Origin of the sequence: Capnocytophaga haemolytica (assembly GCF_001553545.1) — a bacterium.
Classification (GTDB): Bacteria; Bacteroidota; Bacteroidia; order Flavobacteriales; family Flavobacteriaceae; genus Capnocytophaga; species Capnocytophaga haemolytica.
Genome location: NZ_CP014227.1, coordinates 1,394,036 through 1,416,395 on the forward strand (window position 1 = coordinate 1,394,036; position 22,360 = coordinate 1,416,395).

A 22,360-nucleotide genomic window follows, 5' to 3' on the forward strand; every position below is an offset into this window, starting at 1 on the left:
TATATTGTTTTATAAGTGTTTAGAAAAATAAAGCGATTGTACTCATCAGGACGATGTGTTAAATTTTATATTTTTATGATAAAATTTCATAAAAGATATCCTCAGATACAAAAAATAGTGTTATTTTTGCTCCGTGATTCTAATGTGCTTTTATCATTAAGAGAATAAGCCTATTCACACCTTATATTATATACTGCTACACTGCATAAGGCTTTATGTACCTTTAACATTTGGATTATAACACTAAAAGAGAATATTAAATTTATTTGACTTAATGATGAAAAACTGGTTTTTAAATCTAACAGCCCTTTTTCTTACTTCAATGCTTTACTCCCAAGGGGTTATAACAGGGAGTGTCATTGATGGTGATTATAAAGCACCTCTGATGGGCGCAAGCGTAGTAGTAAAGGGGACAACACGAGGGGCAACTACCGATATGGATGGTAAGTTTTCTCTCCACGTGGATGCTAATTCGGGCGTATTAGAGATTTCCTATGTAGGTTATGCTACTAAGACAATCCCTTATAAGCTTGTCAATAAAAAAGCGAATATTAGGGTAATCCTTGATAGTGACCAACAAACACTCGGAGAAGTTGTCGTTACTGGGAGCTCACTTATTGACGTGGTTAAAGATAGGCAAACCCCTATTGCAGTATCTACCATCCCAGTGACAGTCATACAAGAAAAACTTGGTAACCAAGATATTCCAGAGTTGATGAAGCACACTCCTTCCGTGCAAGTAGCCTCACAAGCTGGAGGGTATGGCGAATCAAAGATGAATCTACGAGGGTTCTCACAAGATAATACAGCTTATTTACTCAATGGTCAGCCTATCAATGGTATGGATAATGGATCACTCTATTGGAGCAACTGGCAAGGGATTGCCGATATCGCTAATGCTATACAAATCCAACGTGGGCTGGGGTCTTCAAAGCTCGCAATTTCATCAGTAGGGGGTACGGTCAATATTGTTACCAAAGCCACTGATAAAAATGAAGGAGGATTTGTAAGAGCTACCGTAGCAAATGATATGTATGTAAAAACTTCTGTGGGCTACAATACAGGTATGTCAGAAAAAGGCTTCGGTATGAGTATAATGCTTGCTAATTGGCAAGGTAATGGCTATAATGATGGTACTAAGGGGCAAGGGCAAACCTACTTCCTTTCTTTTGGCTATAAGCCTAACGAAAAGCATAGCTTCAACTTCTTAATTACAGGTGCACCGCAATCGCACGACCAGAATAGTACCAAACCTATCTCTGATTATCTAAAATACGGCTATAAGTACAACGCTAACTGGGGGTATCGCAATGGAAAATATTTCTCAGCACGTCGTAATTTCTATCATAAACCAGTGCTCAACCTCAACTGGGATTGGAAAATCTCTGATGATACCTCATTAGCCACTGTACTCTACGCCTCTATCGGTAGAGGAGGGGGAGTCCTAAGTTCTGTTCGATCACAGGTAGATCCAACTACAGGGCTGATTAATTTTGATGCTATTGACGCAAAACGTGGAGCAAAAACTCAGGCTACTCTTCGAGATGCAAGTGGACTGAAAACCTCTAATGATTATCTTCTTTTCTCAGAGTACAACCAGCACTTTTGGTATGGTGGAGTAACTAACTTCCAACATAAACTATCAGATAATTTTACTGTAAATATTGGTGCTGATGTACGTCGATATGAAGGATCTCACTTTAAGGCAGTCACAGACTTATTTGGCTTTTCATCATATCTAAATAATGATAGAGCTCGTGTAGAAGGAAATAATATTGTCACAGAAACTTTTACTACAAATCCTTGGAACGTGGTAACTCATAAAGTTCCTTATGATCAACGCGTCTCTTGGGATTATGATGAAACAATTACCTATGGTGGTATTTTTGGACAAGTTGAATACACCATTGAAAAAATCTCAGCATATATGCAAGGTTCTTTTTCCAGACAGCAACACGTACGTATTGATAGATACCAATACCGTAAAGACTTCCAAGAATCAAATCCTATAACCAATAATGGTTTTAATATCAAAGGAGGAGTTAATTACAAAATCAACACTCACCATAATGTATTTGTAAATGCAGGATATTATTCACGTCAGCCATATCACCGCAATCTTTTCTTGAATTATACAAATGAACATAACCCACTTGCTAAGAATGAAAGAATCTTAGGAATTGAACTGGGTTACCAGTATTCAAGCCCAATATTTAATGCAAATCTAAATCTTTATCGTACATCGTGGAAAGATAGAGTAACAGCATCTTCTTCAACAGATCCTGCAACTGGGCTGCTTACTTATACTTCTAATTCAGGTGTTGGTCAGTTACATAAAGGGGTTGAACTTGATTTTAAAGCTAAGCCTATTAAAGAATTAGATGTAAGAGGTTTTGTCTCTTATGGGCACTGGATTTATGATGAAAATGCCTTAAAAAGAACTTATGATAATAATCTTACTCTTATAACAGAAGTAAAGGAAGATGTAGATGGAGCTAAAGTTGGTGATGCACCTCAGTTCCAGTTAGGGTTAGGCGTTGATATCAAGCCTGTAGATCGTTTTAAAGTAGATATAGATTGGAAATATAATGATAAACTTTATGCACGAGTAGTAGTTAAAGATAATATCCAATTACCTTCTTACCAACTTTTTGATGCAGGGGTATCGTATAAACTTCCTCTAAAAGATAAGATGTATATGAATTTCCGATTGAATGTTAATAATGTACTTGATTATATCTATCTCTCAGAGATCGCACCTAATAGAGGTAATATCCAGCATATTGACGCTAATACAAAGGAAACCTATAAAGGGATTGATGTACGAAATTTAGCTTACTTTGGGGAAGGCCGTACTTGGAGTTTTAACGTAGCTTTCAATTTTTAAGATTGCACCATTAGCTTATTATAAATTATTATTGTATAATTGGAGTGAGTTTATTGAGCCCACTCCAATTTTATTTTCTAATGTAAGTAACTTTAACTTTTCTTTAAAACTTATTTTAAGAAGATTATTCTACCTTTGCAACTTGAAAACTTAAGAATAACTACCGATGTTAGTAAGAAAAAACTTTAAGTCAGTTTACGAAATCTTTGAGCATTATATGCATTTAGTTGATGTTGAAAGCATTGACTTTGTGTTTGACCTCGTAAACTACTTCCGTCATAAAAATAAACACACTAAAGAACCGATACAACTTGAAGAACTTTTGGCTCAACTGCGCAACGAGCCTGAGCGTATTGAGTTTTTAAAAGCACATTTGAACGTAGTGTTTGCAGATAAAAAGAAGATGATTCTCCTCACCGATGCAGGGCTGCTTAACAGTGTATCCTTCTTTAAAGAATTGCGCAGACGTATAGGGCATCAACTCATCCCCGACCAGCCCTCTACCGATAGCATTCAGTATGTACTCAATCAAGTATTTTACAAGCCTTCAGACGCTAAGTGGGTTCTTGCCATTCCTAAGGAACAATGGACTGAACTCTTCTCGTTGCTGGATGTGGTCACGTTTTATGATGACCTCACAGGACGTACTTCTAAGCAAATCCTCGCTGCAATAATGATTCTCTCGCAGCGTATGGGGGGCTATGCCTTACAGACCGATGTCCACCGTATGGTGCCTGAGTACAACACCCTCGACAGCCCTTTTATCGCTTTGGACGATGAGCTCAATCACCTTTCACGAATGCTTAAAGAAGATGAAAAGCCCTATTTGCTCATCTCCGAACACGAACTCGACTACAAGCAGCTCAATATCTTAGCAGCACAATGTGAGGACTTTGTCGATAGGGCAGTGGCTAATTCTTCTAAATACGGGGTAACTTTTAGCGTAAACCAGACCCTATTGCTCATACGCCAGCAGGTGAAGCGCATCCGTAGACTTTACAACTACTTATTCATTGAAAAAGAAGAGGATAAGATAGAAAAGGCTATCGATTTCAGCTTAGATTTAGTCAAGACGAACTCCAAGAAGAACAATGTCAAGAAGCTCATCGACGACAGCATCTACAACGTTACCTACGAGATCACCAATTACACAGGTAAGACGGGCGAGCACTACATTACCACTTCGACAGGCGAGTACTTCAAGATGCTAAATACAGCCCTCTGGGGGGGGGTGATTGTTGCCTTTATGTGCTTAGTGAAGATGAAGTTCCACGAGGTTAATGCTAGACCCTTAGGGCACGCTTTCCTTTACAGTCTCAACTATGCGGCGGGCTTTGTACTGATCTACCTTACGGGTTCTACGCTGGCAACCAAGCAGCCCGCAATGACAGCCTCTACCATTGCTAAAACCTTAGAGAATATCAACGTACACAATAAGAAAGAAAAAAGCAGGCAATATGATGCCTTTGCCACACTCTTTACACGGCTCTTTCGCTCACAGTTTATTGCCTTTATAGGCAATGTCTTTGGGGCATTCCCTGTAGCTTTGGGCTTGGTGATGGGGATTAGCTATTTGGTAGGGGAAAACATCTCAGCACACAGTAGCAACGCTATGCTCCAAGACCTGAATATATGGCACACCCCTGTGTTTGCACACGCTTGCTTGGCTGGGGTATTTCTCTTCCTCTCTGGGATTATTGCGGGTAATGTAGCCAGCGTCAATAATTTCAATAACTTTTATTATCGCCTCTCCGAACACCCTTTTCTCAAAGCCTTCTTTGGCAAAGAGCGTATGCAGCGCGTAGCGGCGTGGATGCAACAGAAATGGCCAGGAGTAGTTTCCAACGTGTGGTTTGGTATCTTTATGGGGAGTGCGTGGATTGTGGGAGAACTCACTGGGCTGAATATCGATATACGCCACATCACTTTTGCCAGCGGTAACTTTGCCTATGGGCTTTACGGAGCCCACTTTATGGTAAGTATGGAGAACATCGTTTGGTGCATTCTGGGGATTGGCATTATAGGCTTTGGCAACTTCATCGTTAGCTTCACCTTATCGCTCTGGATCGCCCTGCGCTCTCGTGAGGTGCCCTTCTCAGAGATGGGCAATCTGGCACGCTCCGTATGGGAACGATTTAAGCAGCAACCAATGGCTTTCTTCCTGCCTTTCCGCGAGAAGAATACCGAAATTTAGCTTCGTAATCTATACAAGAAAGCCCTGCGACATAACGCCGCAGGGCTTTTATTATGTGCTCTTTCAAGGAAATATAAAGCTCTATTCTTCGTTATTCTCAGCTAAATATGCCTTTCTTACTTTCTTAAACAGCTCTGAGGAGTACACAAAGTCGGTTACTGCCTCGTTATCAGTACGGAATATCGTCTCTTTAGAGCCTTCCCATTCTTTATAACCATTCTTTAAGAACACAATCTTAGCTCCGATTTCCATCACTGAGTTCATATCGTGGGTATTGATCACGGTGGTGATATTAAACTCCTCAGTAATCTCCTGAATGAGGTTATCAATCACGATAGACGTCTTTGGGTCGAGACCTGAGTTAGGCTCATCGCAGAAGAGGTAGTTCGGCTGATTGACAATCGCCCTTGCAATCGCCACACGCTTCTGCATACCCCCCGAAATCTCCGAGGGCAACTTGTTTTCCGCATTCACTAAGTTCACACGACTGAGCACCATATCGGCACGCTCACGTATCTCGTCAGGCGTTTTGGTGGAGAACATTTTTAGGGGGAACATCACGTTCTCGAGCACCGTCATTGAGTCGAACAGCGCACTACCTTGGAATACCATTCCCATCTTCTGACGGAGGGCAACGCGCTCCTTGCGCTTCATACTGCTGTACTTTACCCCATCGTAGACGATCTCGCCGCTATCGGGGGTGAATAGCCCCAACAGCGATTTGAGGAACACCGTCTTCCCTGAGCCACTTTGCCCGATGATAAGGTTCGTTTTGCCCTTCTCAAAGACGGTGGAGATGCCCTTGAGCACCTCTACACCATCAAATGATTTATGAATATCTTCTACTTGTATCATATAGTCGCTGAGGAAGTTACCGCCTCTTTGTTAATCTTCTTTACCAAGCCTTGCAGCACTTTCCCAGGTCCCACTTCGATGAACTCTGTAGCCCCATCGGCAATCATCTGCTGCACGCTTTGCGTCCACTTCACAGGGGCAGTGAGCTGCTTGATAAGGTTCTCGCGTATCAACCCCTCATCGCTTACTGCTGTGGTGGTTACGTTCTGGTACACAGGACACAAGGGCTTTTTAAAGCGTGTAGCCTCAATGGCTTTGGCAAGCTCCTCTTCCGCAGGCTTCATCAATGCCGAGTGGAAAGCCCCACTCACGGGCAACACCAGTGCGCGTTTGGCACCCGCTTCCTTCATCAACTCGCAAGCGCGCTCTACGGCACTCACCTCCCCAGAAATCACCAACTGACCTGGGCAGTTGTAGTTGGCAGGCGTAACCAAGCCTTCCACCTTAGCGCAGAGGTCTTCCACCGTTTTATCTTCCAAACCGAGTACAGCAGCCATTGTCCCCGCTTGGGCTTCGCAGGCTTTCTGCATCGCTCCCGCACGCTTAGCGACGAGTTGCAGTCCGTCCTCAAAGCTGAGTGCCCCGTTGGCTACCAATGCCGAGAACTCACCCAGCGAGTGTCCTGCTACCATCTGAGGGGTAAAGCCTTTGCCAAGCACTTTGCTGAGGATTACCGAGTGCAGGAATATCGCGGGCTGCGTTACGCGGGTCTGCTTCAGGTCTTCATCCGTGCCACTGAACATCACATCGGTGATGGAGAACCCGAGGATTGCGTTAGCCTCCTCAAAGAGTGCGCGCCCCTCTGCGGACTGCTCGTACAAGTCCAACCCCATACCTACAAATTGGGCACCTTGCCCTGGAAATATATATGCTTTCATCTGTTATAATTTAAAGGCACAAAGATACAGCTATTTTCTGAACCTGCCAAATTTTTAAGCGATAAATATACCTACAAAACTTATTGTCAAAAAGTTACATACTTTCTTCCTACCTTATACCAACTGTTTTTCTACTTTCCACTTAAAAAGAAAATTTTTCTAACGGCATCACTACGGAAGATGTACGGTATCAGTACGGTACCAGTACGGATGGAGACAAATGCTTTTTAGGCAAGTCTAAAAATGGTTAAAACGACTATATATGGTAAAAACAACTGCTATATATGTTTTTTTAAAAAATATGTATAAAACAAAAAGCCCTCTCATCAACTGAAAGGGCTTTCTAAAAGAAGGAATGATTCTGTTCTTATAACTTATAACCTAAACTGAGCTTAAAAACAACACTATTAGAAATAATAAGATTCTTCTGTATAAGAATTAACTTTGACGTATTATTTGACAGCTATCCTAATGGCTAGAATAAACTTTTATTGAGAAAGAGAGTTTGTTTTATTGATTTTTTACTATCTTTGTACTATATTAAATATAGTTACTAAAATAATAATATGTTAGAAAATAATGAATTAGATGATTTCTATGATGAGGAAGAAATCAATGAAGAAGATAATTGGGGTGGGTATATTATAGATGATCCGTTTGAAACTGCTTACTTTGGACCTAAGCTTTCAGAATGGTATAATCGTGATATTGTTACTTTGGATATGCAAACAAACCCTTACCTGAGGGAGGTGGAAAAAATTGGAGCTAATGTCTTTGCAGGAATTAAAAGTTTAGAGACAATTATTCTACCAAAGAAGTTAAAATGTATTGGTAGTCACGCTTTTTATGGAACAAGTATCAAAGTGCTTATTCTCCCTGAAATGTTCGAAGCTATTGAAGATGAAGCTTTTGTTGGTATGAAATGCTTGGAGTCAGTTGTCTTTCCAGAAGAGCTTAAATGTATTAGTAGGGCAGCTTTTAAAGGGGTTAGAACCTTAAAATTAGTTGCTTTTCCAAAGTATTTAGATATGATTGATGAAGATGCTTTTGCTAATACAGGGCTTACCTCAATCAATCTATCTTCAAAAAGCTGTACAGAAATTAAAGAATACGCATTCTTAGGTTCTAAGTTATCATCTCTTACTATTTCCTCTGATATTTTTGGAGATTCTGGATTTAGGGGGTTAGATACATTAAAAAAGTTGGAAATTCAACAGGGAGTTGAGTTCCTTGGAGACTGGACTTTTAGCGAGACAGGTGTTACCGAAGTTATTATACCCAGTAGTATGAAGCGCATTGATGAAGGTTTATTTTATGGTGCAGAGTTACGTACAATCTTACTTCCCGATAGTATTACTGTGATTGATAATCACGCATTTGAAAGGACAAAACTCAATGATATTCGCATTCCAGATAGTGTTATATCTATTGGAGAATCTGCTTTTGATGACTGTAAAAGACTTACTATCGCAATGATTTCTAAGTCTACTCAATACATAGGAGATAATGCTTTTAGGAATTGTAAGAATTTATCACGTTTGTTAGTAAGAAGTCTTATCCCTCCTGTATTACAAATGTCCTATAACGATAGAGGAAAAATACATTGTTTTGATATTGAGGTTGCTCCAGGGGTGTATAAGCTCAATGAGAAGTTAGAAATATGTGTACCTATGGAGAGTGTAGAATTATATAAAACAGCGGAAGGATGGAAAGAGTATGCTAATAATATCATTGGTGTTAGTGATATTCGTTTAAACCTTGCACATCCACCACTTTTTAGGTAGATTAAAGTATTAGTTACTAAAAAATAAGTGCCCAATACTTTAACCTATTGTTTGGAAAGTATTTTATTTGGCTACCACACTACCGCTTCCTTCCCTACGCTTTTGAGGTAGGCGTTTGCCTTACTAAAATGCTTGTTGCCAAACCAATACCCACGATTAGCACTCAGTGGTGAAGGGTGCCCTGTGGTGAGGATACAGTGCTTACTGCTATCAATGAGCTTGGCTTTGTTCTTGGCATAGCCGCCCCACAGCATAAAGACCACGTGTTCTCCTTGGGTGGATACAGCCTTAATCACCGCATCAGTAAACCGCTCCCAGCCTTTACCCTGATGGCTGCCTGCCTCACCTGCACGCACCGTAAGGGTCGCATTGAGCAAGAGCACCCCCTGCGCTGCCCAACGCTCTAAGTTGCCACTGATAGGGTAGGGGGTGCCCAAATCTTGCTCTATCTCTCTAAAAATATTGATAAGTGAGGGCGGGTGCGCAATGCCGTCCTTCACCGAAAAACACAGCCCGTTGGCTTGCCCCTGCCCGTGATAAGGGTCTTGCCCAATGATGACCACCTTCACCTCCGAAAACTTACAATGGTCAAATGCCGCAAAGATTTCCCTACCCTTGGGGTAACATTGGTGCGCAGCGTACTCTGCTCGCACAAAGTCCGTCAATTCTTTAAAATAAGGCTGCTCAAACTCACTCCCGAGCACCGCAAGCCAACTCTCATCTATCTTTACATTCATAAAATTGTATATTTATAATTTGATAGTAGTGTCTTCTTTAAGTCTGTTAAGCAATACATTATCCTCTGTGATATCTTCATAAAAAATAAGGTCAGACACAAACCCCTCTTCTTTACCATAAGCACGTTCCAGTATTGAGCTATTACGTTCTGTGAGTGCATCCTCCTCTTCCTCTGAAAGTTGAGAGGGGCCAATAGCTCCTAATAGTTCATTGATAAGTCCTAATGCCTTTTCATCTGTAAGTGTAGCCATAATTTAGATAAATTAAATTGAGGTCGCAAAGATAGTGCTTTTTTTTAAGAAAAAAGGAATTAGAAAATAGAAAACAAGCAGCGAGTAGTCAGCACTTATCCGTACTCACTACTCGCTGCTCACTGCTTTCTGATCCCTGCTCTCTGATCCCTAATTCCTACCAAGTATAATTCAGTCCACCGACAAAGTTCCTGCCTACCCCAGGGATAAAGACAGTCTTGTCATCAGTGGTAGCACCGCGGAATTGTGCTGGTGGTGGCGTCATACGGTCTTGCACCAGATAGCTCGATGCATAGACGGTATCCGCCAAGTTATTGCCTTGCACAAAGAAAGTCCAACGGCCTTTTTTAAAGCCCACCTTAGCCCCAAGAAGCGTATATCCCTCTTGGTAGTAGGTGTTCGCGTGGTCTATCGGCGTCTTCTCGGGCAGGCTCTCCGCATTTACCTCCGCAAAGAAGCCCACAGGGTGGCGATAGTCGAGCGCACCATACACATAGTGCTTAGGGATACCCGCAATCTGGTTGCCCTTATAATCACCGCCGTCGAAGAAGAAATCACTATAACTGTAATTCACAAAGGCGGTAAATGCCCCAAAATTCCCCTTCAAGAAAGTGCTCTGCACGCCCACCTCAGCCCCGCGGTGCACTGTGCCATAAGGGGTGTTTACGGTAATCCCATTGATACTCATAAAGCGGTCGGAGATGGTGAATATCTCATCAGTAACCCAAGAGTAATAAGCACTTACGTTCCACATAAGGGCGCCTCCTAAGTTGCCTTTGGTGCCGAGCTCAGCAGTTTGGGCTTTTTGGGCTTTGAGCTCGAAGGCACTGATCTGGCTTGGACTTGAGCTTGGATTGGAACTACCTGGTAGGACGAACCGTAGATTGGGTGCGGTACCTGTTTGCACTGCGCCACCATTCACGCGGATAATCTCCAAGAACGTAGGCGGCTCATAGCTCAGGCTGTAATTGCCGTATACTTATGCCTTATCACTGAATTTATAGATAAGTCCCCCCTTTGGGTTTACTGCATTGTAGCTGTAATCAGCATCGATTTTGTTGCCTGCAGCCTGACGTAATACGCGCTCCATACGCACATTAGGGTTAGGCACGATAAATAGCACAGGTCGCGTAGGTGCATCGTAGAGGTCGGCAACCTTACGCGTATCGTAACTGCCTTGCACGGCTATGTTTACCAATAGTTTATCCGTAATCTTGTATACATCAGAGATATACGCCACAGCGTGCTCAGCAGTGAGGTCTTGCTTAGCAAAGAGGTCGGACACATAGCCGCGGTAGTTCACACGGCGCAATTGGTGCATCTTGCCTTGTGAGAGATGTACCCCAATGGAGAGGTCGTTCTTAGCGGTGGTGTAATCATAATTGAGTTTTACACCATAATCGTTGTTGTAATCGTGGCGCACACTACTGTTGATAGGATACATAAAGGTATCGTCTGCATATTGATAGTAGAGCGTAGCCGTCAGCAAGTTGTGTGCATTGATCTGGTAGGCACTCTTGCTACCGAAGCGAGCTATATGGCTATTGCGATGCGGACGGTCGCGCACTACATTAGGTCCCAAGGCATAATTATCCTTCAAGCCACCTAACTGCGGTGGACGTGGTCCTGCATTGATTTGCTTACGATCGGCATTCATCTGATTACGCGAAAGCGGCCCTGGTATGTCGAAGTACAAATCGGTGAACGAAGCATAGAGGCGGCTCTCAAACTTATCGCTGAACTTCCTGCCGATATTCAGCAGGGCGTTGAAGCGGTTGGAGGAGTTGTATTGTCTATAGCCGTTGCTCTTGCTGTATGAAGTGGATACAAAGAGATCGTTCTTACCAGCAGCAAAACCTGAGGAGATACTACTATTAAAGTAATCAAAACTGCCTGCTTCCATCTTCACACTCAGCGGCGAGGCGTTGTAGCCATTCTTGGTGACGAAGTTCATTGCCCCACCGAGGGTTGCCCCTCCGTGCTCTAAGGCATTAGCCCCTTTGTACACCTCTACAAGATTGGAGGCTTGAGGCTCAAGCACCCCAATAATATACGATCCGTCGGCAAAGTTAATAGGAATACCATCTTGGGCAAGGGCAACACCACGCGATTGGGGGTTGCTCTGTATGCCCGAGCCGCGGATATTAAGCCGGGGCTGGTCGTTACCCCCAAAGAACTCTTGAATAATCACCCCCGGTTGGCGCACTAAGGCATCTTTGAGGGTCTGCGAACACTTCTCGCCCAGCTCTTTAAGGTTAGCCACCGTAGTGCCCCCAGATATCTTGTCGAGCTTCTTGCGCGAAAGAGCCTCGGAGTTGGCTATTAGGCTCGGATTATCGGAGACAACCACCTCCTCAAGGGCGATGGCTTCTTTGGTCAGCACCACTTCCACATAAGTAGTGCGGTTTTCGTTGTGCTGCAAGCGTACTGGAACCGTTTGGGGTTCGTAGCCTTCCCGTACGATTTCGAGCACCACCTCAGGGTTATTGCCTGCAAACGATAATGTATAACTGCCCTCAGCATCGGTTTGTACTCCTGCGGCGGAGTTGCCTTGCAGGCGTACGGTGGCACCGCTCACTACTTAGCGTGTTTCATCGAGCACACGCCCTTTGATGCGCTGCTGCTGGGCATAAGTAGCCCCCGTAAGCAGCAACGCCACAGCTATCCATAGATAAGATTTAAGCATAAATATAAAGTTTTTAATTTAGAATGGGGCAAAATAACGAATAAAAAACGAGACTACCAAAATAAAAAGGCTGTTTTATCTTATACTATTTAGAATAATTATGTAATATACAGTTTATCAATGTATTTTAATACTTAATTATTATTAGAAGGAGGTATTATTTAGCTGGCTGAACCCAATGTTCTAATAGTTGTATTGTATACAGAAAAATATTGATAAGATAGAGGTTGTAGAAGCATTTTTTTGATAAATAAAAGTAGTAATATGTTTGGCAGTATCGTTAAATTGTCGTAACTTTGCAAAATTAAATGTATATCTATGAGTGCTATTGTAGCAATTGTGGGTCGGCCTAATGTAGGAAAATCGACCTTTTTTAACCGATTGGTGAAACGCCGAGAGGCAATAGTAGACGCCGTGAGCGGTGTAACGCGCGACCGCCACTATGGGAAGACAGATTGGAATGGGGTAGCGTTCTCGGTGATCGACACGGGCGGCTATGTCGTAGGCAGTGATGATGCCTTTGAAAAGGAGATCGATAAGCAGGTAAACCTCGCTATTGAGGAGGCGGACGCTATCATCTTTATGGTCAATGTTGAGGACGGTATCACTGGTATGGATGAGACGGTTGCCGACCTCTTGCGCCGTAGCCATAAGCCTATATTATTAGCTGTAAACAAGGTAGATAGCCACAACCGCCGCGATGATGCGAGTGAGTTCTACGCATTGGGCTTTGAGCACTTGTTTTGCCTATCGAGTATTAACGGGAGTGGCACGGGGGAGCTGCTCGATGAGTTGGTAAAACAGCTGCCTGAGCGGGAGAGGAAAGAGGAGAGCGAGCTGCCGCGCTTTGCGGTGGTGGGGCGACCTAATGCAGGAAAATCGTCCTTTATCAATGCACTTATTGGTGAAGACCGATATATTGTTACCGATATTGCAGGCACCACACGCGATGCGATAGATACGCGATACAATCGCTTCGGGTTCGACTTTAACTTGGTGGACACGGCAGGCATACGCCGCAAAGCTAAGGTGAAGGAAGACTTAGAGTTTTACTCAGTGATGCGATCGATACGCGCCATTGAGCACTCTGATGTATGTATATTGATGATTGATGCTACACGCGGCTTTGAGAGTCAGGACAGTAATATATTTTGGTTGGCACAGCGCAACCGCAAAGGGATAGTGATTTTGGTTAATAAATGGGACTTAGTAGAGAAGGACAACAAGACGCTAAAGCAGTTCGAGGCGGCGATCCGCAAGGAGATAGAGCCCTTCACCGATGTGCCGATTATCTTTATCTCAGCCCTCGAGAAGCAGCGTATCTATAAGGCGATAGAGACGGCTGTGGAGGTATATCAGAACCGTACTAAGCGCATCCCAACGCGCAAGCTCAATGAGACAATGTTGCCCATCATAGAGAACACGCCACCGCCTGCTATCAAAGGGAAATATATCAAGATAAAGTATTGTACACAGCTACCAACGCCTATGCCACAGTTTGTCTTCTTTGCCAACCTGCCGCAGTACGTCAAAGAACCTTATCGCCGCTTTGTGGAGAATAAGTTGCGGGAGTATTTTGACTTTAAAGGCGTACCAATAGATGTGTATTTCAGGCAGAAGTGATTTTTATTAGGAAAGTAGAAAAAGAGAAAGTAGAATGAAAAAGAGAATTGCAGTGATAATGGGTGGGTACTCTGCAGAGGCAGCAGTATCCCTCAAAAGTGGCAAGGTGGTGTGCGAGCACCTCAGCAAAGAGAAATACGAGGTGTATCCTATTCGTATTGATAGGGATAGGTGGGTATATATAGGTAGAGAAGATCAAGAGATTCCTGTGGATAAGAATAATTTCACAGTAGTGATTGATGGGCAGCAGGTGCGCTTTGATGCGGTGTTCAACGCTATTCACGGTACTCCTGGTGAAGACGGCTATTTGCAGGCGTATTTTACCCTTATTGGGCTACCGATGACGGGCTGTGGAATGTATGAGGCAGCACTAACCTTCAACAAGCGCGATATGCTATCGGTGCTCAAACCTTATGGTATACTCTCGGCTCCTGCCTATTATATCAATGCGGGAGACACAATTGACACTAAGGCGATTGTAGAGAGAACAGGCTTACCTTGCTTTGTAAAGGCTAACCGCTCAGGGAGTAGCTTTGGGGTCTATAAGGTATACACCGAGGCAGAATTGCCAGAGGCTATTAGCAAGGCTTTTGAGGTAGACAATGAGGTGCTTATAGAGGGTTTTTTAGATGGCACAGAGGTATCAGTAGGGGTGATTACCTACAAAGGACGGGTAAAAGTACTCCCTATGACGGAGATTGTCTCCCATAATGATTTCTTTGATTATGAGGCAAAGTACGAAGGCAAGTCGGATGAGATTACCCCCGCACGGCTTTCCCCTGAGATGACTGCCAAAGTGGAGGCATTAGCAGCTAAGGTGTACCAGCTTTTAGGTATGAAAGGCTTTAGCCGCAGTGAGTTTATTATCGTGGGCGATACGCCTTATCTCCTCGAGATGAATACCTCACCAGGACTCTCAGAGGCGAGCTTATTGCCACAACAAGCTGCTGTGGCTGGCATATCCCTCTCTGAACTATTTGACAACGAGTTAGCAAGTATAGTAGCGTGAAAAGAGCATTATTTCCAGGGTCGTTTGACCCCATTACCTTAGGGCATTACGATATTATCCAGCGCGCCTTAGATCTCTTTGACGAGATTGTGGTGGCTATTGGGGTAAATAACGAGAAGAACAGTATGTTTACTGCTGAAAAGCGCAAGGAGTTTATCGAGAAAGCCTTTGAAAAAGAGCCCAAAGTGCGCGTAACAACCTATAGTGGACTTACCGTAGATTATTGCAAAGAGATAGACGCTCAGTTTATCCTCAGAGGTTTGCGCAATCCCGCAGACTTTGAATTTGAGAAGGCGATTGCGCATACCAACCGCAAGCTATCGGGCATAGAGACCGTGTTTTTGCTTACCGCCTCGCGTACCTCGTTTATCTCATCATCCATAGTGCGCGATGTTATCCGCAACGGGGGGGACTATACCGTATTGGTCCCCGATAGTGTCAGAATAGAATAAAAACTCTTAATAAATTAAATAATTATGTGTGGAATAGTAGGTTATTTGGGTAGCAGAGCTGCCTATCCCGTAGTGATTGACGGGTTAAAGCGTTTAGAATACCGCGGCTATGATAGTGCAGGGTTTGTACTGAACTCTGATGGCTTTTTTGCAGTGAAAACCAAAGGGAAAGTCTCTGATTTGGTAGCCAAAGCAGGTGAGGCAGTGCCAGAATATTCCTGTGGTATGGGGCACACACGTTGGGCAACACACGGAGTACCTAATGATGTGAACTCGCATCCACATTTATCCAATTCGGGTAAACTGGCTATAGTGCATAATGGTATCATTGAGAACTATGAGAGCATTAAGCAGAACTTACTCAAAGAAGGCTTTACCTTTACTTCCGATACTGATACAGAGGTGCTCATTAACTTTATTGAATACATACAAACCCGAGAGCAGGTAGACTTAGAGACAGCAGTACGCTATGCCCTCAACGATGTGGTAGGAGCTTTTGCCATCGTGGTGATGAGCAGTGATGACCCTAAAGAGATCGTAGTGGCACGCTTGGGAAGTCCGCTGGTTATCGGAATAGGTGAGGGCGAGTTCTTTGTGGCATCTGATGCCTCTCCATTTATTGAGTATACCCAGAACGCTATCTACTTAGAAGATGGCGAGATGGCAACTATCCACTTGGAAAAACCACTAAAGGTCATTAATATTAAGAGTAATGAAGAAGTAAGTCCGTTTATACAACAACTCAAGCTCAACTTAGAGGCCATAGAGAAAGGCGGTTACGACCATTTTATGCTCAAAGAAATCCACGAACAACCCAAAGCCCTCCGCGATACGATGCGCGGTCGCCTACTGGAAGATCATACGACTAAACTCTCTGGCGTGGATAAACATTTGGAGGCATTCCTTAATGCAAAACGGATTATTATTGTGGCTTGTGGTACCTCGTGGCACGCAGGTTTGGTAGGCGAATATCTCTTAGAGGAATACGCCCGTATTCCTGTGGAAGTAGAATATGCTTCGGAGTTCCGCTACCGCAATCCAATTATCCATAAAGACGATATTGTTATAGCCATCTCACAATCGGGAGAGACTGCTGATACGCTTGCTGCGCTGAAACTCGCTAAAGAGCAAGGAGCTTTCATCTATGGAATATGCAATGTAGTAGGCTCCTCTATTGCTCGTATTACTGATTCAGGTACCTATACCCACGCAGGACCTGAGATAGGCGTAGCCTCTACTAAAGCCTTCACTACCCAACTCACCGTGCTTACTCTTATTGCTTTACACTTAGGACATAAGAAAGGAACCATTAGTGAGGCACAATATAGTCAGTTATGCGATGACTTAGCACGTACACCTCAACTGATAGAACAAACGCTGGAGCGCGTGCAGGATAAGGTGATTGAGATTGCAGAGACCTATAAGGATGCCCGCAATTGTCTCTATTTGGGGCGTGGCTTTAACTTCCCAACAGCTTTAGAAGGAGCATTGAAACTCAAAGAAATATCCTACATACACGCTGAGGGTTATCCCGCAGCAGAGATGAAGCACGGACCTATCGCCCTGATTGATGAGCAGATGCCTGTGGTTTTTATTGCACCGAAGATGACACACTACGATAAGGTAGTTTCCAACGCACAGGAAATCAAAGCGCGTAAAGGCAATATCATTGCAGTAGTAACTGAGGGAGATACCCAGATAGCTGCCCTTGCCACTCACGTGATTGAGATACCTGAGATAAGCGAGGCACTCACTCCGATATTGGCTTCGGTACCACTACAATTGTTGTCTTATTATATTGCAATTAAGCGCGGGTGCAATGTAGACCAACCACGTAACTTAGCAAAATCGGTAACGGTAGAATAGGTAAATAATTATGATTATTTTTTGCTGTTATAAAAAATCACTACCTTTGTCGCGTTTTTAGTAACTATAAGATGCAAATAGAAGTATTAAAATCTAAGATTCACCGAGTTAGGGTTACAGGAGCTGATTTAGATTATGTAGGTAGCATCACTATTGATGAGGATTTACTTGACGCAGCTAATATGATTGAGGGTGAAAAAGTTTCAATTGTAAATGTAAACAATGGAGAGCGTTTTGAAACTTATATCATTAAGGGGAAAAGAGCCTCAGGATCTATTGTGCTTAATGGACCTGCTGCTCGTAAAGTACAGCGAGGAGATATTGTAATTATTATATCCTATGCCTCTATGGACTTTGAAGAAGCAAAAATCTTTAAACCGTGGATTATTTTCCCTAATGAAGAAACCAATAGGATTGAATAATGAAACTCCTAAAAATTATATTCCCTATCTTATTAGGGATATTTTTTTGTTGGTACGCATACCAACAGTTTACAGCATCTCAACTTTCTGATATAAAAGAAACTTTTTTAAAAGCTAATTATTTTTATATAGCTTTGGCAGTACTCTTAGGCTTCCTAAGTGATTTATCAAGAGCTGTACGTTGGGATTTACTTCTTAGACCATTGGGTTATAAAACAAAAACACTTCATAGGGTGATGGCTGTTTTTATAGGCTATTTGGTAAATGTTACTATTCCTCGTTCAGGAGAGCTTTCTCGTGCTTTGTTGATAAGCAATTATGATGCTGTTCCTTTTGAGAAATCATTAGGGACAATTATTTCAGAACGTGTAATTGACTTACTACTTCTATTCATTTCTACTTTATTAGCCTTTATTTTTCAGTTCGATGTGATTAGTGAGTTCTTACTCTCAAAAATACCTTTTCAGAAACTTTTAATTTTAGGTATTGTATCCGTTATTGTAGTTGTAGTATTCTTTTACTTGATATATACTTCTACAAATAGGTTCTTTTTAAAGATAAAAGTTTTTTTGAGTGGTATTAAAGATGGTGTACTTTCTATACTTAAACTCAAGCGAAAAGGTCTATTTTTACTTCATACCCTTTTTATATGGGGAATGTATTTTCTAATGTTTTATATACCTTTTTTTGCATTACCAGAAACTTCAAATGTAGGTATTCCTAATATACTTACAGCCTTTGTAGTAGGAAGTTTTGCCGTTGCCTTTACTAATGGAGGGTTTGGTTCTTATCCTTTCTTTATTGCAGAAGTATTAGCACTTTTTGGTATTTCGACAGTGGTAGGGACTGCTTTTGGATGGATTGTATGGACGTCACAATTTGTGATGACACTTCTTTTAGGAGGGATTTCTTTTCTACTGATTCCGTTGTTGAAAAAGAAAATAACTTAGATTATATTGGTAAGAAGTAATCATAATTAGAAAGCCTTGGCAGTTAATTAACTACCAAGGCTTTTTGTTATGACTTTAGAAAACTTAATTCGTGCCTACGACAAGATTCGAACTTGCACGCCCTTACGAGCACCACCCCCTCAAGATGGCGAGTCTACCAATTTCTCCACGTAGGCATTTTAGTGACCTGGCTGGGGCTCGAACCCAGGACCCCAACATTAAAAGTGTTGTGCTCTACCAACTGAGCTACCAAGTCCCTAAAAAATAAAAAACAAATTGAATAACCTTTGTGACCCGACAGGGGATCGAACCCTGGACCCCAACATTAAGAGTGTCGTGCTCTACCAGCTGAGCTATCGAGTCAAACCATAAAAACAAATTGTATAACCCGTGACCCAGCAGGGGATCGAACCCTGGACCCCAACATTAAGAGTGTCGTGCTCTACCAGCTGAGCTACTGAGTCAAAAAACATATAAAAACAAATTGTACAATGGTGACCTGGCTGGGGCTCGAACCCAGGACCCCAACATTAAAAGTGTTGTGCTCTACCGGCTGAGCTACCAAGTCGCAATGTCATTCCTTCAATGCGGGTGCAAATTTATAACAATTTTTTTACATAGCAAGAAATAAATCATTATTTTTGCACTTTATTTTTAAATTATTTTTTAAACCACTATTATACAATATTTTAACAATGAAGATAATTTTAATAGGTTATATGGGAAGTGGAAAAACGACTCTTGGAAAAGCCCTTTCACTTAAGAAAAACGTTCCTTTTATCGACTTAGATCAGTATATAGAGATGAAAGAAGGTGCCTCAGTAAGACGTATTTTTAAGGATAGAGGTGAGATCTATTTCCGTAAGATAGAGTCGTACTACCTGAGTGAACTCTTAGCTTCTCAAGAGGATTTTGTACTTGCTGTAGGGGGAGGCACCCCTTGTTTTGGGAATAATATGCAACTTATCACAGATAGTACTGAAATGGTTGTCTACCTGAAATATCAACCTAAGTCGTTAGCTGAGCGTCTGCTGCAAGAGAAACATCTTCGTCCATTGATAGCAGATATAGTAGATACAGATTTAGAGGACTTTATCCGTAAGCACCTATTTGATAGGAATCCCTTTTATATGCAGGCTAAGTATCACATTCCTATGGATGGGCTTACTGATGTAGAAGGACTGAAAGCTATTGAAAGGGTAATAGATGCCCCAAAAAGCTCTTCTATATGATTTTTAGAACGCTCTCTTTTGTCCAACCTATTTTGCCATTGGCTAATTTGACTTTTAGCCAATCATTCTGCTGTTCAATAATTTCTACTTTTGTGCCTTCGTGTAAGGAAGCTACCTCTGTGCTATAGGCATTAGGTTCAGCAAAAAGACGTACAGTTTTATCAAATAGAATTGCAAATTTCTCATTCTCAACTCTATTCTTATGAGTATTTGCTATAAAGTAAGTTCCTGCGGTAAAGATAACTGTAAAGAGCATTAGCGTAAAAAACAGTCTTTTCAAAGTTGTTTTTTCAATGAAATAATACAGTAGAAAGCTAAACACAAATAGCCAAACCCCAATAATGGAGTAGGTTGCCCATACATTTAGTGAGAACAAGGAGATAATCCTATTTGATAGTTTCCTTAGCCACGTCTGAGGTAGGGGGGTGATTGCATCTACCCTCATTTGGTTGGCAAAAACTAAGTTGGTCCTTGCTTCTTTATTTTCAGGGTTAAGTTTTAGAGCTTTCTCATAATAATAAATACTTTCGGGCACGTGATTGAGCTTATAATAGGCATTTGCCATATTATAATACAACGAGGAAGATTCATATCCTGATTTCAAGATAGCTTGATAACCATAGATCGCCTGTTGGTAATCTCCTTTGCCGTAGTTTTCTATTGATTTTGAGAATAATGCTTCATTGCTCTCAGCTTGTGAAAACCCCAAGAACGGCAGTAAAACTATAAGTATTATATATAATATTCGTCTCATTTTTTTATTTCTTTACTTGTTTGTCTAAGTCTGAAATAACACGAATAGCCTCTTGAAAATCTTTGGTTAGAGAAGCCTCTGTGTGCTGCTGTGAGTAGCGATGTATTTCACAATTGCTCAGCAACTGGATAAAGCTATTTACTGTTGAAGCCTCAGCGTGTTTCTCGAGCAGTAAGTCGGTTATCTTTTCTTTGCTCATCTCAGAAGTTTCAATCTTTAATTTTGCTTTTAGATAATTGTGTAAAGCACGTTCTAACGCTTCGTAGAAAGTACTCTTATCATTTAGTTTCTGTTTGGCTTCACTTAGATATTTCTTTGCTAAGCGGTTTGCCAAGCGTGCTTTGGTACCTTGGATATCTCCTTCTCGTTTCTGTTTTACGTACCAAAGTAATAGAACTATTGGGATGATGCACAGAGGCAACAATAAGCAAAGATAATAAGGTACAGAGCCGAAGAACAAGGTTTTGTTTTTGGGTTGCAGGTTAGCATAGCTTTGCACTCCTTTGAATTGTTTTTCGGATAAGTTGCCTTGTTCGTTATCCATCCGTTTGTTCTCCGAAATAGGTCCATCGGTTACATCTATCCAGATATCGTCTGTTTTGAGGGTTACGTATTTTCCTGTGTTAGGGTTAAAGTAGGAGAAGGATAATCCTGAGATAGGGTATTTTCCCTTGTACTGAGGCACTATGGTGTAAGCCTGCTCTACACGTCCTCGCATTCCTGCCAGTGAGGTGTTGATATCCTCTTTTTGCTCAGGTGAGTATACTTCTAATGATGAGGGGAAGGTTGGTTTAGGCATTTCAAATAGCTTGAGGTTGCCGCTACCTAATACTTGTACTTTAAGTTGTAAACTTTCTCCAGCTTTGAGTGTGTGCTTTGAAGCGTTCACATCAAATGAGAACTCACCCACAGCTCCTGAGAAGTTCTCTGGTTTTCCTTCCTCAGGTAGGTTTCTTACCTCCAAAGTCTTTCCTCCTGAAGTAATACGCCTTCTTACTTGCTCATACATCGGTCTGCCAAAGAAGTCGCGTTGTGAGGTAGGGACGTTTAGTGTAGCCTCTAAAGTGAATGGATCAAGGGTGATATTACCAACTTTCTGAGGGTATAGCACTACTTTTTTCACTACAATACAGCGATATTGCCTTCCTTGGTAAGTACAGTTTTCTATCTTATATTCGGGAAAGTTGATATCTTGACTCCAGAAGTTAGTGTACTTAGGTACATTTACGCCTCGCAATTCACTTAGAGCAACTTCTCCGCCTACGTATAAGCGGTAGGTGACACTTACAGCCTCACTCAGGTATGGATTTGCTTTTGATACTTCGGCTAATAGGAATATATTGTCATTAGCAATATCTCTACTTGTTCGGTCGATAGAAGGGTTGTTTACCGCTGCGGAAACTGTGATTTGTATGGGGTTTGTTTTATAAGTTCGCCCATCAATTTCGATGCTTGCAGGTTGGATGGTGAAATTTCCTTTGGAATTGGGTTGTAAGATATAAATATATGTTTTTGAAAAGCTACTCACTCCATTGATCCACGAGCGCGAAATGGACTGTGAGGGTCCCATAACGACGGTAAATCCCTGAAAATTCGGTGCTACGAAGTTGTCGCCATCTTTGTTCATTGAGAACTCGATTCGCAGGCGTTCGTTGGCACCTAAGTGGTTTTTGCTCACGGTTGCCTTGAACTCTACATTCTGAGCGTACAGGGTGTGAAAGAGAAAAGTTATAAAGAGTACTAATTTGTATTTCATCTTTTTACAACTACTATTTTTAA

General features: G+C 42.0%; 16 protein-coding genes, 5 tRNA genes and 1 pseudogene. 10 read left to right on the forward strand and 12 right to left on the reverse strand.

All coding sequences use genetic code 11. The features are described 5' to 3' along the window. The first annotated feature begins 274 nt into the window (after nt 1-274). Together AXF12_RS06245 and AXF12_RS06250 are read left to right on the forward strand one after the other, a co-directional pair. Nucleotides 275-2,887, forward strand: a complete 2,613-nt coding sequence (locus AXF12_RS06245) for a TonB-dependent receptor (protein ID WP_066429276.1) — start codon at nt 275-277, stop codon at nt 2,885-2,887. Between the two features lie 166 nt (nt 2,888-3,053). Continuing rightward, nucleotides 3,054-5,081 (forward strand): site-specific recombinase, encoded by a 2,028-nt coding sequence (locus AXF12_RS06250; RefSeq protein ID WP_231909934.1) that lies wholly within the window; start codon nt 3,054-3,056, stop codon nt 5,079-5,081. An 81-nt stretch (nt 5,082-5,162) separates the two neighbouring features. Here AXF12_RS06250 and AXF12_RS06255 read toward each other — a convergent pair whose 3' ends face one another. Together AXF12_RS06255 and fabD are read right to left on the reverse strand one after the other, a co-directional pair. Continuing rightward, nucleotides 5,163-5,936 carry an ABC transporter ATP-binding protein gene (locus AXF12_RS06255; protein ID WP_066429277.1) on the reverse strand — a complete coding sequence of 258 codons (774 nt, stop codon included), beginning with the start codon at nt 5,934-5,936 and terminating at the stop codon, nt 5,163-5,165. Then, nucleotides 5,933-6,814 (reverse strand): ACP S-malonyltransferase, encoded by an 882-nt coding sequence (fabD, locus tag AXF12_RS06260; protein WP_066429278.1) that lies wholly within the window; start codon nt 6,812-6,814, stop codon nt 5,933-5,935. Before fabD ends, AXF12_RS06255 begins: the two co-directional genes overlap by 4 nt. Nucleotides 6,815-7,380: 566 nt before the next feature. Between fabD and AXF12_RS06265 the strand changes: the two genes are divergently transcribed. Continuing rightward, on the forward strand, nt 7,381-8,598 hold the full coding sequence (locus tag AXF12_RS06265; protein ID WP_066429280.1) for a leucine-rich repeat domain-containing protein: 1,218 nt from the start codon (nt 7,381-7,383) through the stop codon (nt 8,596-8,598). A 71-nt stretch (nt 8,599-8,669) separates the two neighbouring features. Here AXF12_RS06265 and AXF12_RS06270 read toward each other — a convergent pair whose 3' ends face one another. The 3 genes and pseudogenes from AXF12_RS06270 to AXF12_RS12725 all read right to left on the reverse strand — a co-directional run bounded on the left by AXF12_RS06270 (nt 8,670) and on the right by AXF12_RS12725 (nt 12,273). Further along, nucleotides 8,670-9,335: a uracil-DNA glycosylase gene (locus AXF12_RS06270; protein ID WP_066429282.1), complete on the reverse strand. Its 666-nt coding sequence runs from the start codon at nt 9,333-9,335 to the stop codon at nt 8,670-8,672. A gap of 12 nt (nt 9,336-9,347) precedes the next feature. Further along, nucleotides 9,348-9,587: a hypothetical protein gene (locus AXF12_RS06275; RefSeq protein WP_066429284.1), complete on the reverse strand. Its 240-nt coding sequence runs from the start codon at nt 9,585-9,587 to the stop codon at nt 9,348-9,350. Between the two features lie 157 nt (nt 9,588-9,744). After that, nucleotides 9,745-12,273, reverse strand: a pseudogene (locus AXF12_RS12725) (TonB-dependent receptor domain-containing protein). 318 nt (nt 12,274-12,591) lie between these two features. Here AXF12_RS12725 and der point away from each other — a divergent pair. The 6 genes from der (at nt 12,592) to AXF12_RS06310 (ending at nt 18,595) form a co-directional block, all read left to right on the forward strand. Further along, nucleotides 12,592-13,896 carry a ribosome biogenesis GTPase Der gene (der, locus tag AXF12_RS06285; protein WP_066429286.1) on the forward strand — a complete coding sequence of 435 codons (1,305 nt, stop codon included), beginning with the start codon at nt 12,592-12,594 and terminating at the stop codon, nt 13,894-13,896. 34 nt (nt 13,897-13,930) lie between these two features. Then, nucleotides 13,931-14,905 carry a D-alanine--D-alanine ligase gene (locus AXF12_RS06290; RefSeq protein WP_066429289.1) on the forward strand — a complete coding sequence of 325 codons (975 nt, stop codon included), beginning with the start codon at nt 13,931-13,933 and terminating at the stop codon, nt 14,903-14,905. Further along, nucleotides 14,902-15,357 carry a pantetheine-phosphate adenylyltransferase gene (coaD, locus tag AXF12_RS06295; RefSeq protein WP_066429290.1) on the forward strand — a complete coding sequence of 152 codons (456 nt, stop codon included), beginning with the start codon at nt 14,902-14,904 and terminating at the stop codon, nt 15,355-15,357. The genes AXF12_RS06290 and coaD overlap by 4 nt, the downstream gene beginning before the upstream one ends. Nucleotides 15,358-15,381: 24 nt before the next feature. Continuing rightward, nucleotides 15,382-17,223 (forward strand): glutamine--fructose-6-phosphate transaminase (isomerizing), encoded by a 1,842-nt coding sequence (glmS, locus tag AXF12_RS06300; RefSeq protein ID WP_066429291.1) that lies wholly within the window; start codon nt 15,382-15,384, stop codon nt 17,221-17,223. Nucleotides 17,224-17,294: 71 nt separating this feature from the next. Beyond that, nucleotides 17,295-17,645 (forward strand): aspartate 1-decarboxylase, encoded by a 351-nt coding sequence (gene panD, locus AXF12_RS06305; protein ID WP_066429292.1) that lies wholly within the window; start codon nt 17,295-17,297, stop codon nt 17,643-17,645. Continuing rightward, nucleotides 17,642-18,595 carry a lysylphosphatidylglycerol synthase transmembrane domain-containing protein gene (locus AXF12_RS06310; RefSeq protein ID WP_066429296.1) on the forward strand — a complete coding sequence of 318 codons (954 nt, stop codon included), beginning with the start codon at nt 17,642-17,644 and terminating at the stop codon, nt 18,593-18,595. Before panD ends, AXF12_RS06310 begins: the two co-directional genes overlap by 4 nt. Nucleotides 18,596-18,687: 92 nt before the next feature. Here the strand turns inward: AXF12_RS06310 and AXF12_RS06315 are convergent. The 5 genes from AXF12_RS06315 to AXF12_RS06335 form a co-directional block, all read right to left on the reverse strand. Continuing rightward, nucleotides 18,688-18,771: transfer RNA gene (locus AXF12_RS06315), tRNA-Leu, on the reverse strand. A 7-nt stretch (nt 18,772-18,778) separates the two neighbouring features. Next, nucleotides 18,779-18,851: transfer RNA gene (locus tag AXF12_RS06320), tRNA-Lys, on the reverse strand. 34 nt (nt 18,852-18,885) lie between these two features. Beyond that, nucleotides 18,886-18,958, reverse strand: a tRNA-Lys gene (locus AXF12_RS06325). Between the two features lie 28 nt (nt 18,959-18,986). Then, nucleotides 18,987-19,059, reverse strand: a tRNA-Lys gene (locus tag AXF12_RS06330). Nucleotides 19,060-19,087: 28 nt separating this feature from the next. Beyond that, a tRNA-Lys gene (locus AXF12_RS06335) sits at nt 19,088-19,163 on the reverse strand. A gap of 127 nt (nt 19,164-19,290) precedes the next feature. Here AXF12_RS06335 and AXF12_RS06340 point away from each other — a divergent pair. Further along, nucleotides 19,291-19,827 carry a shikimate kinase gene (locus tag AXF12_RS06340; protein WP_066429298.1) on the forward strand — a complete coding sequence of 179 codons (537 nt, stop codon included), beginning with the start codon at nt 19,291-19,293 and terminating at the stop codon, nt 19,825-19,827. On the opposite strand, the gene AXF12_RS06345 is transcribed toward AXF12_RS06340, so the two are convergent. Both AXF12_RS06345 and AXF12_RS06350 read right to left on the reverse strand, forming a co-directional pair. Continuing rightward, nucleotides 19,820-20,581 carry a tetratricopeptide repeat protein gene (locus AXF12_RS06345; protein WP_066429300.1) on the reverse strand — a complete coding sequence of 254 codons (762 nt, stop codon included), beginning with the start codon at nt 20,579-20,581 and terminating at the stop codon, nt 19,820-19,822. The genes AXF12_RS06340 and AXF12_RS06345 overlap by 8 nt on opposite strands. Nucleotides 20,582-20,585: 4 nt before the next feature. Continuing rightward, nucleotides 20,586-22,337, reverse strand: a complete 1,752-nt coding sequence (locus tag AXF12_RS06350) for a BatD family protein (protein WP_066429302.1) — start codon at nt 22,335-22,337, stop codon at nt 20,586-20,588. Nucleotides 22,338-22,360 lie beyond the last annotated feature (23 nt).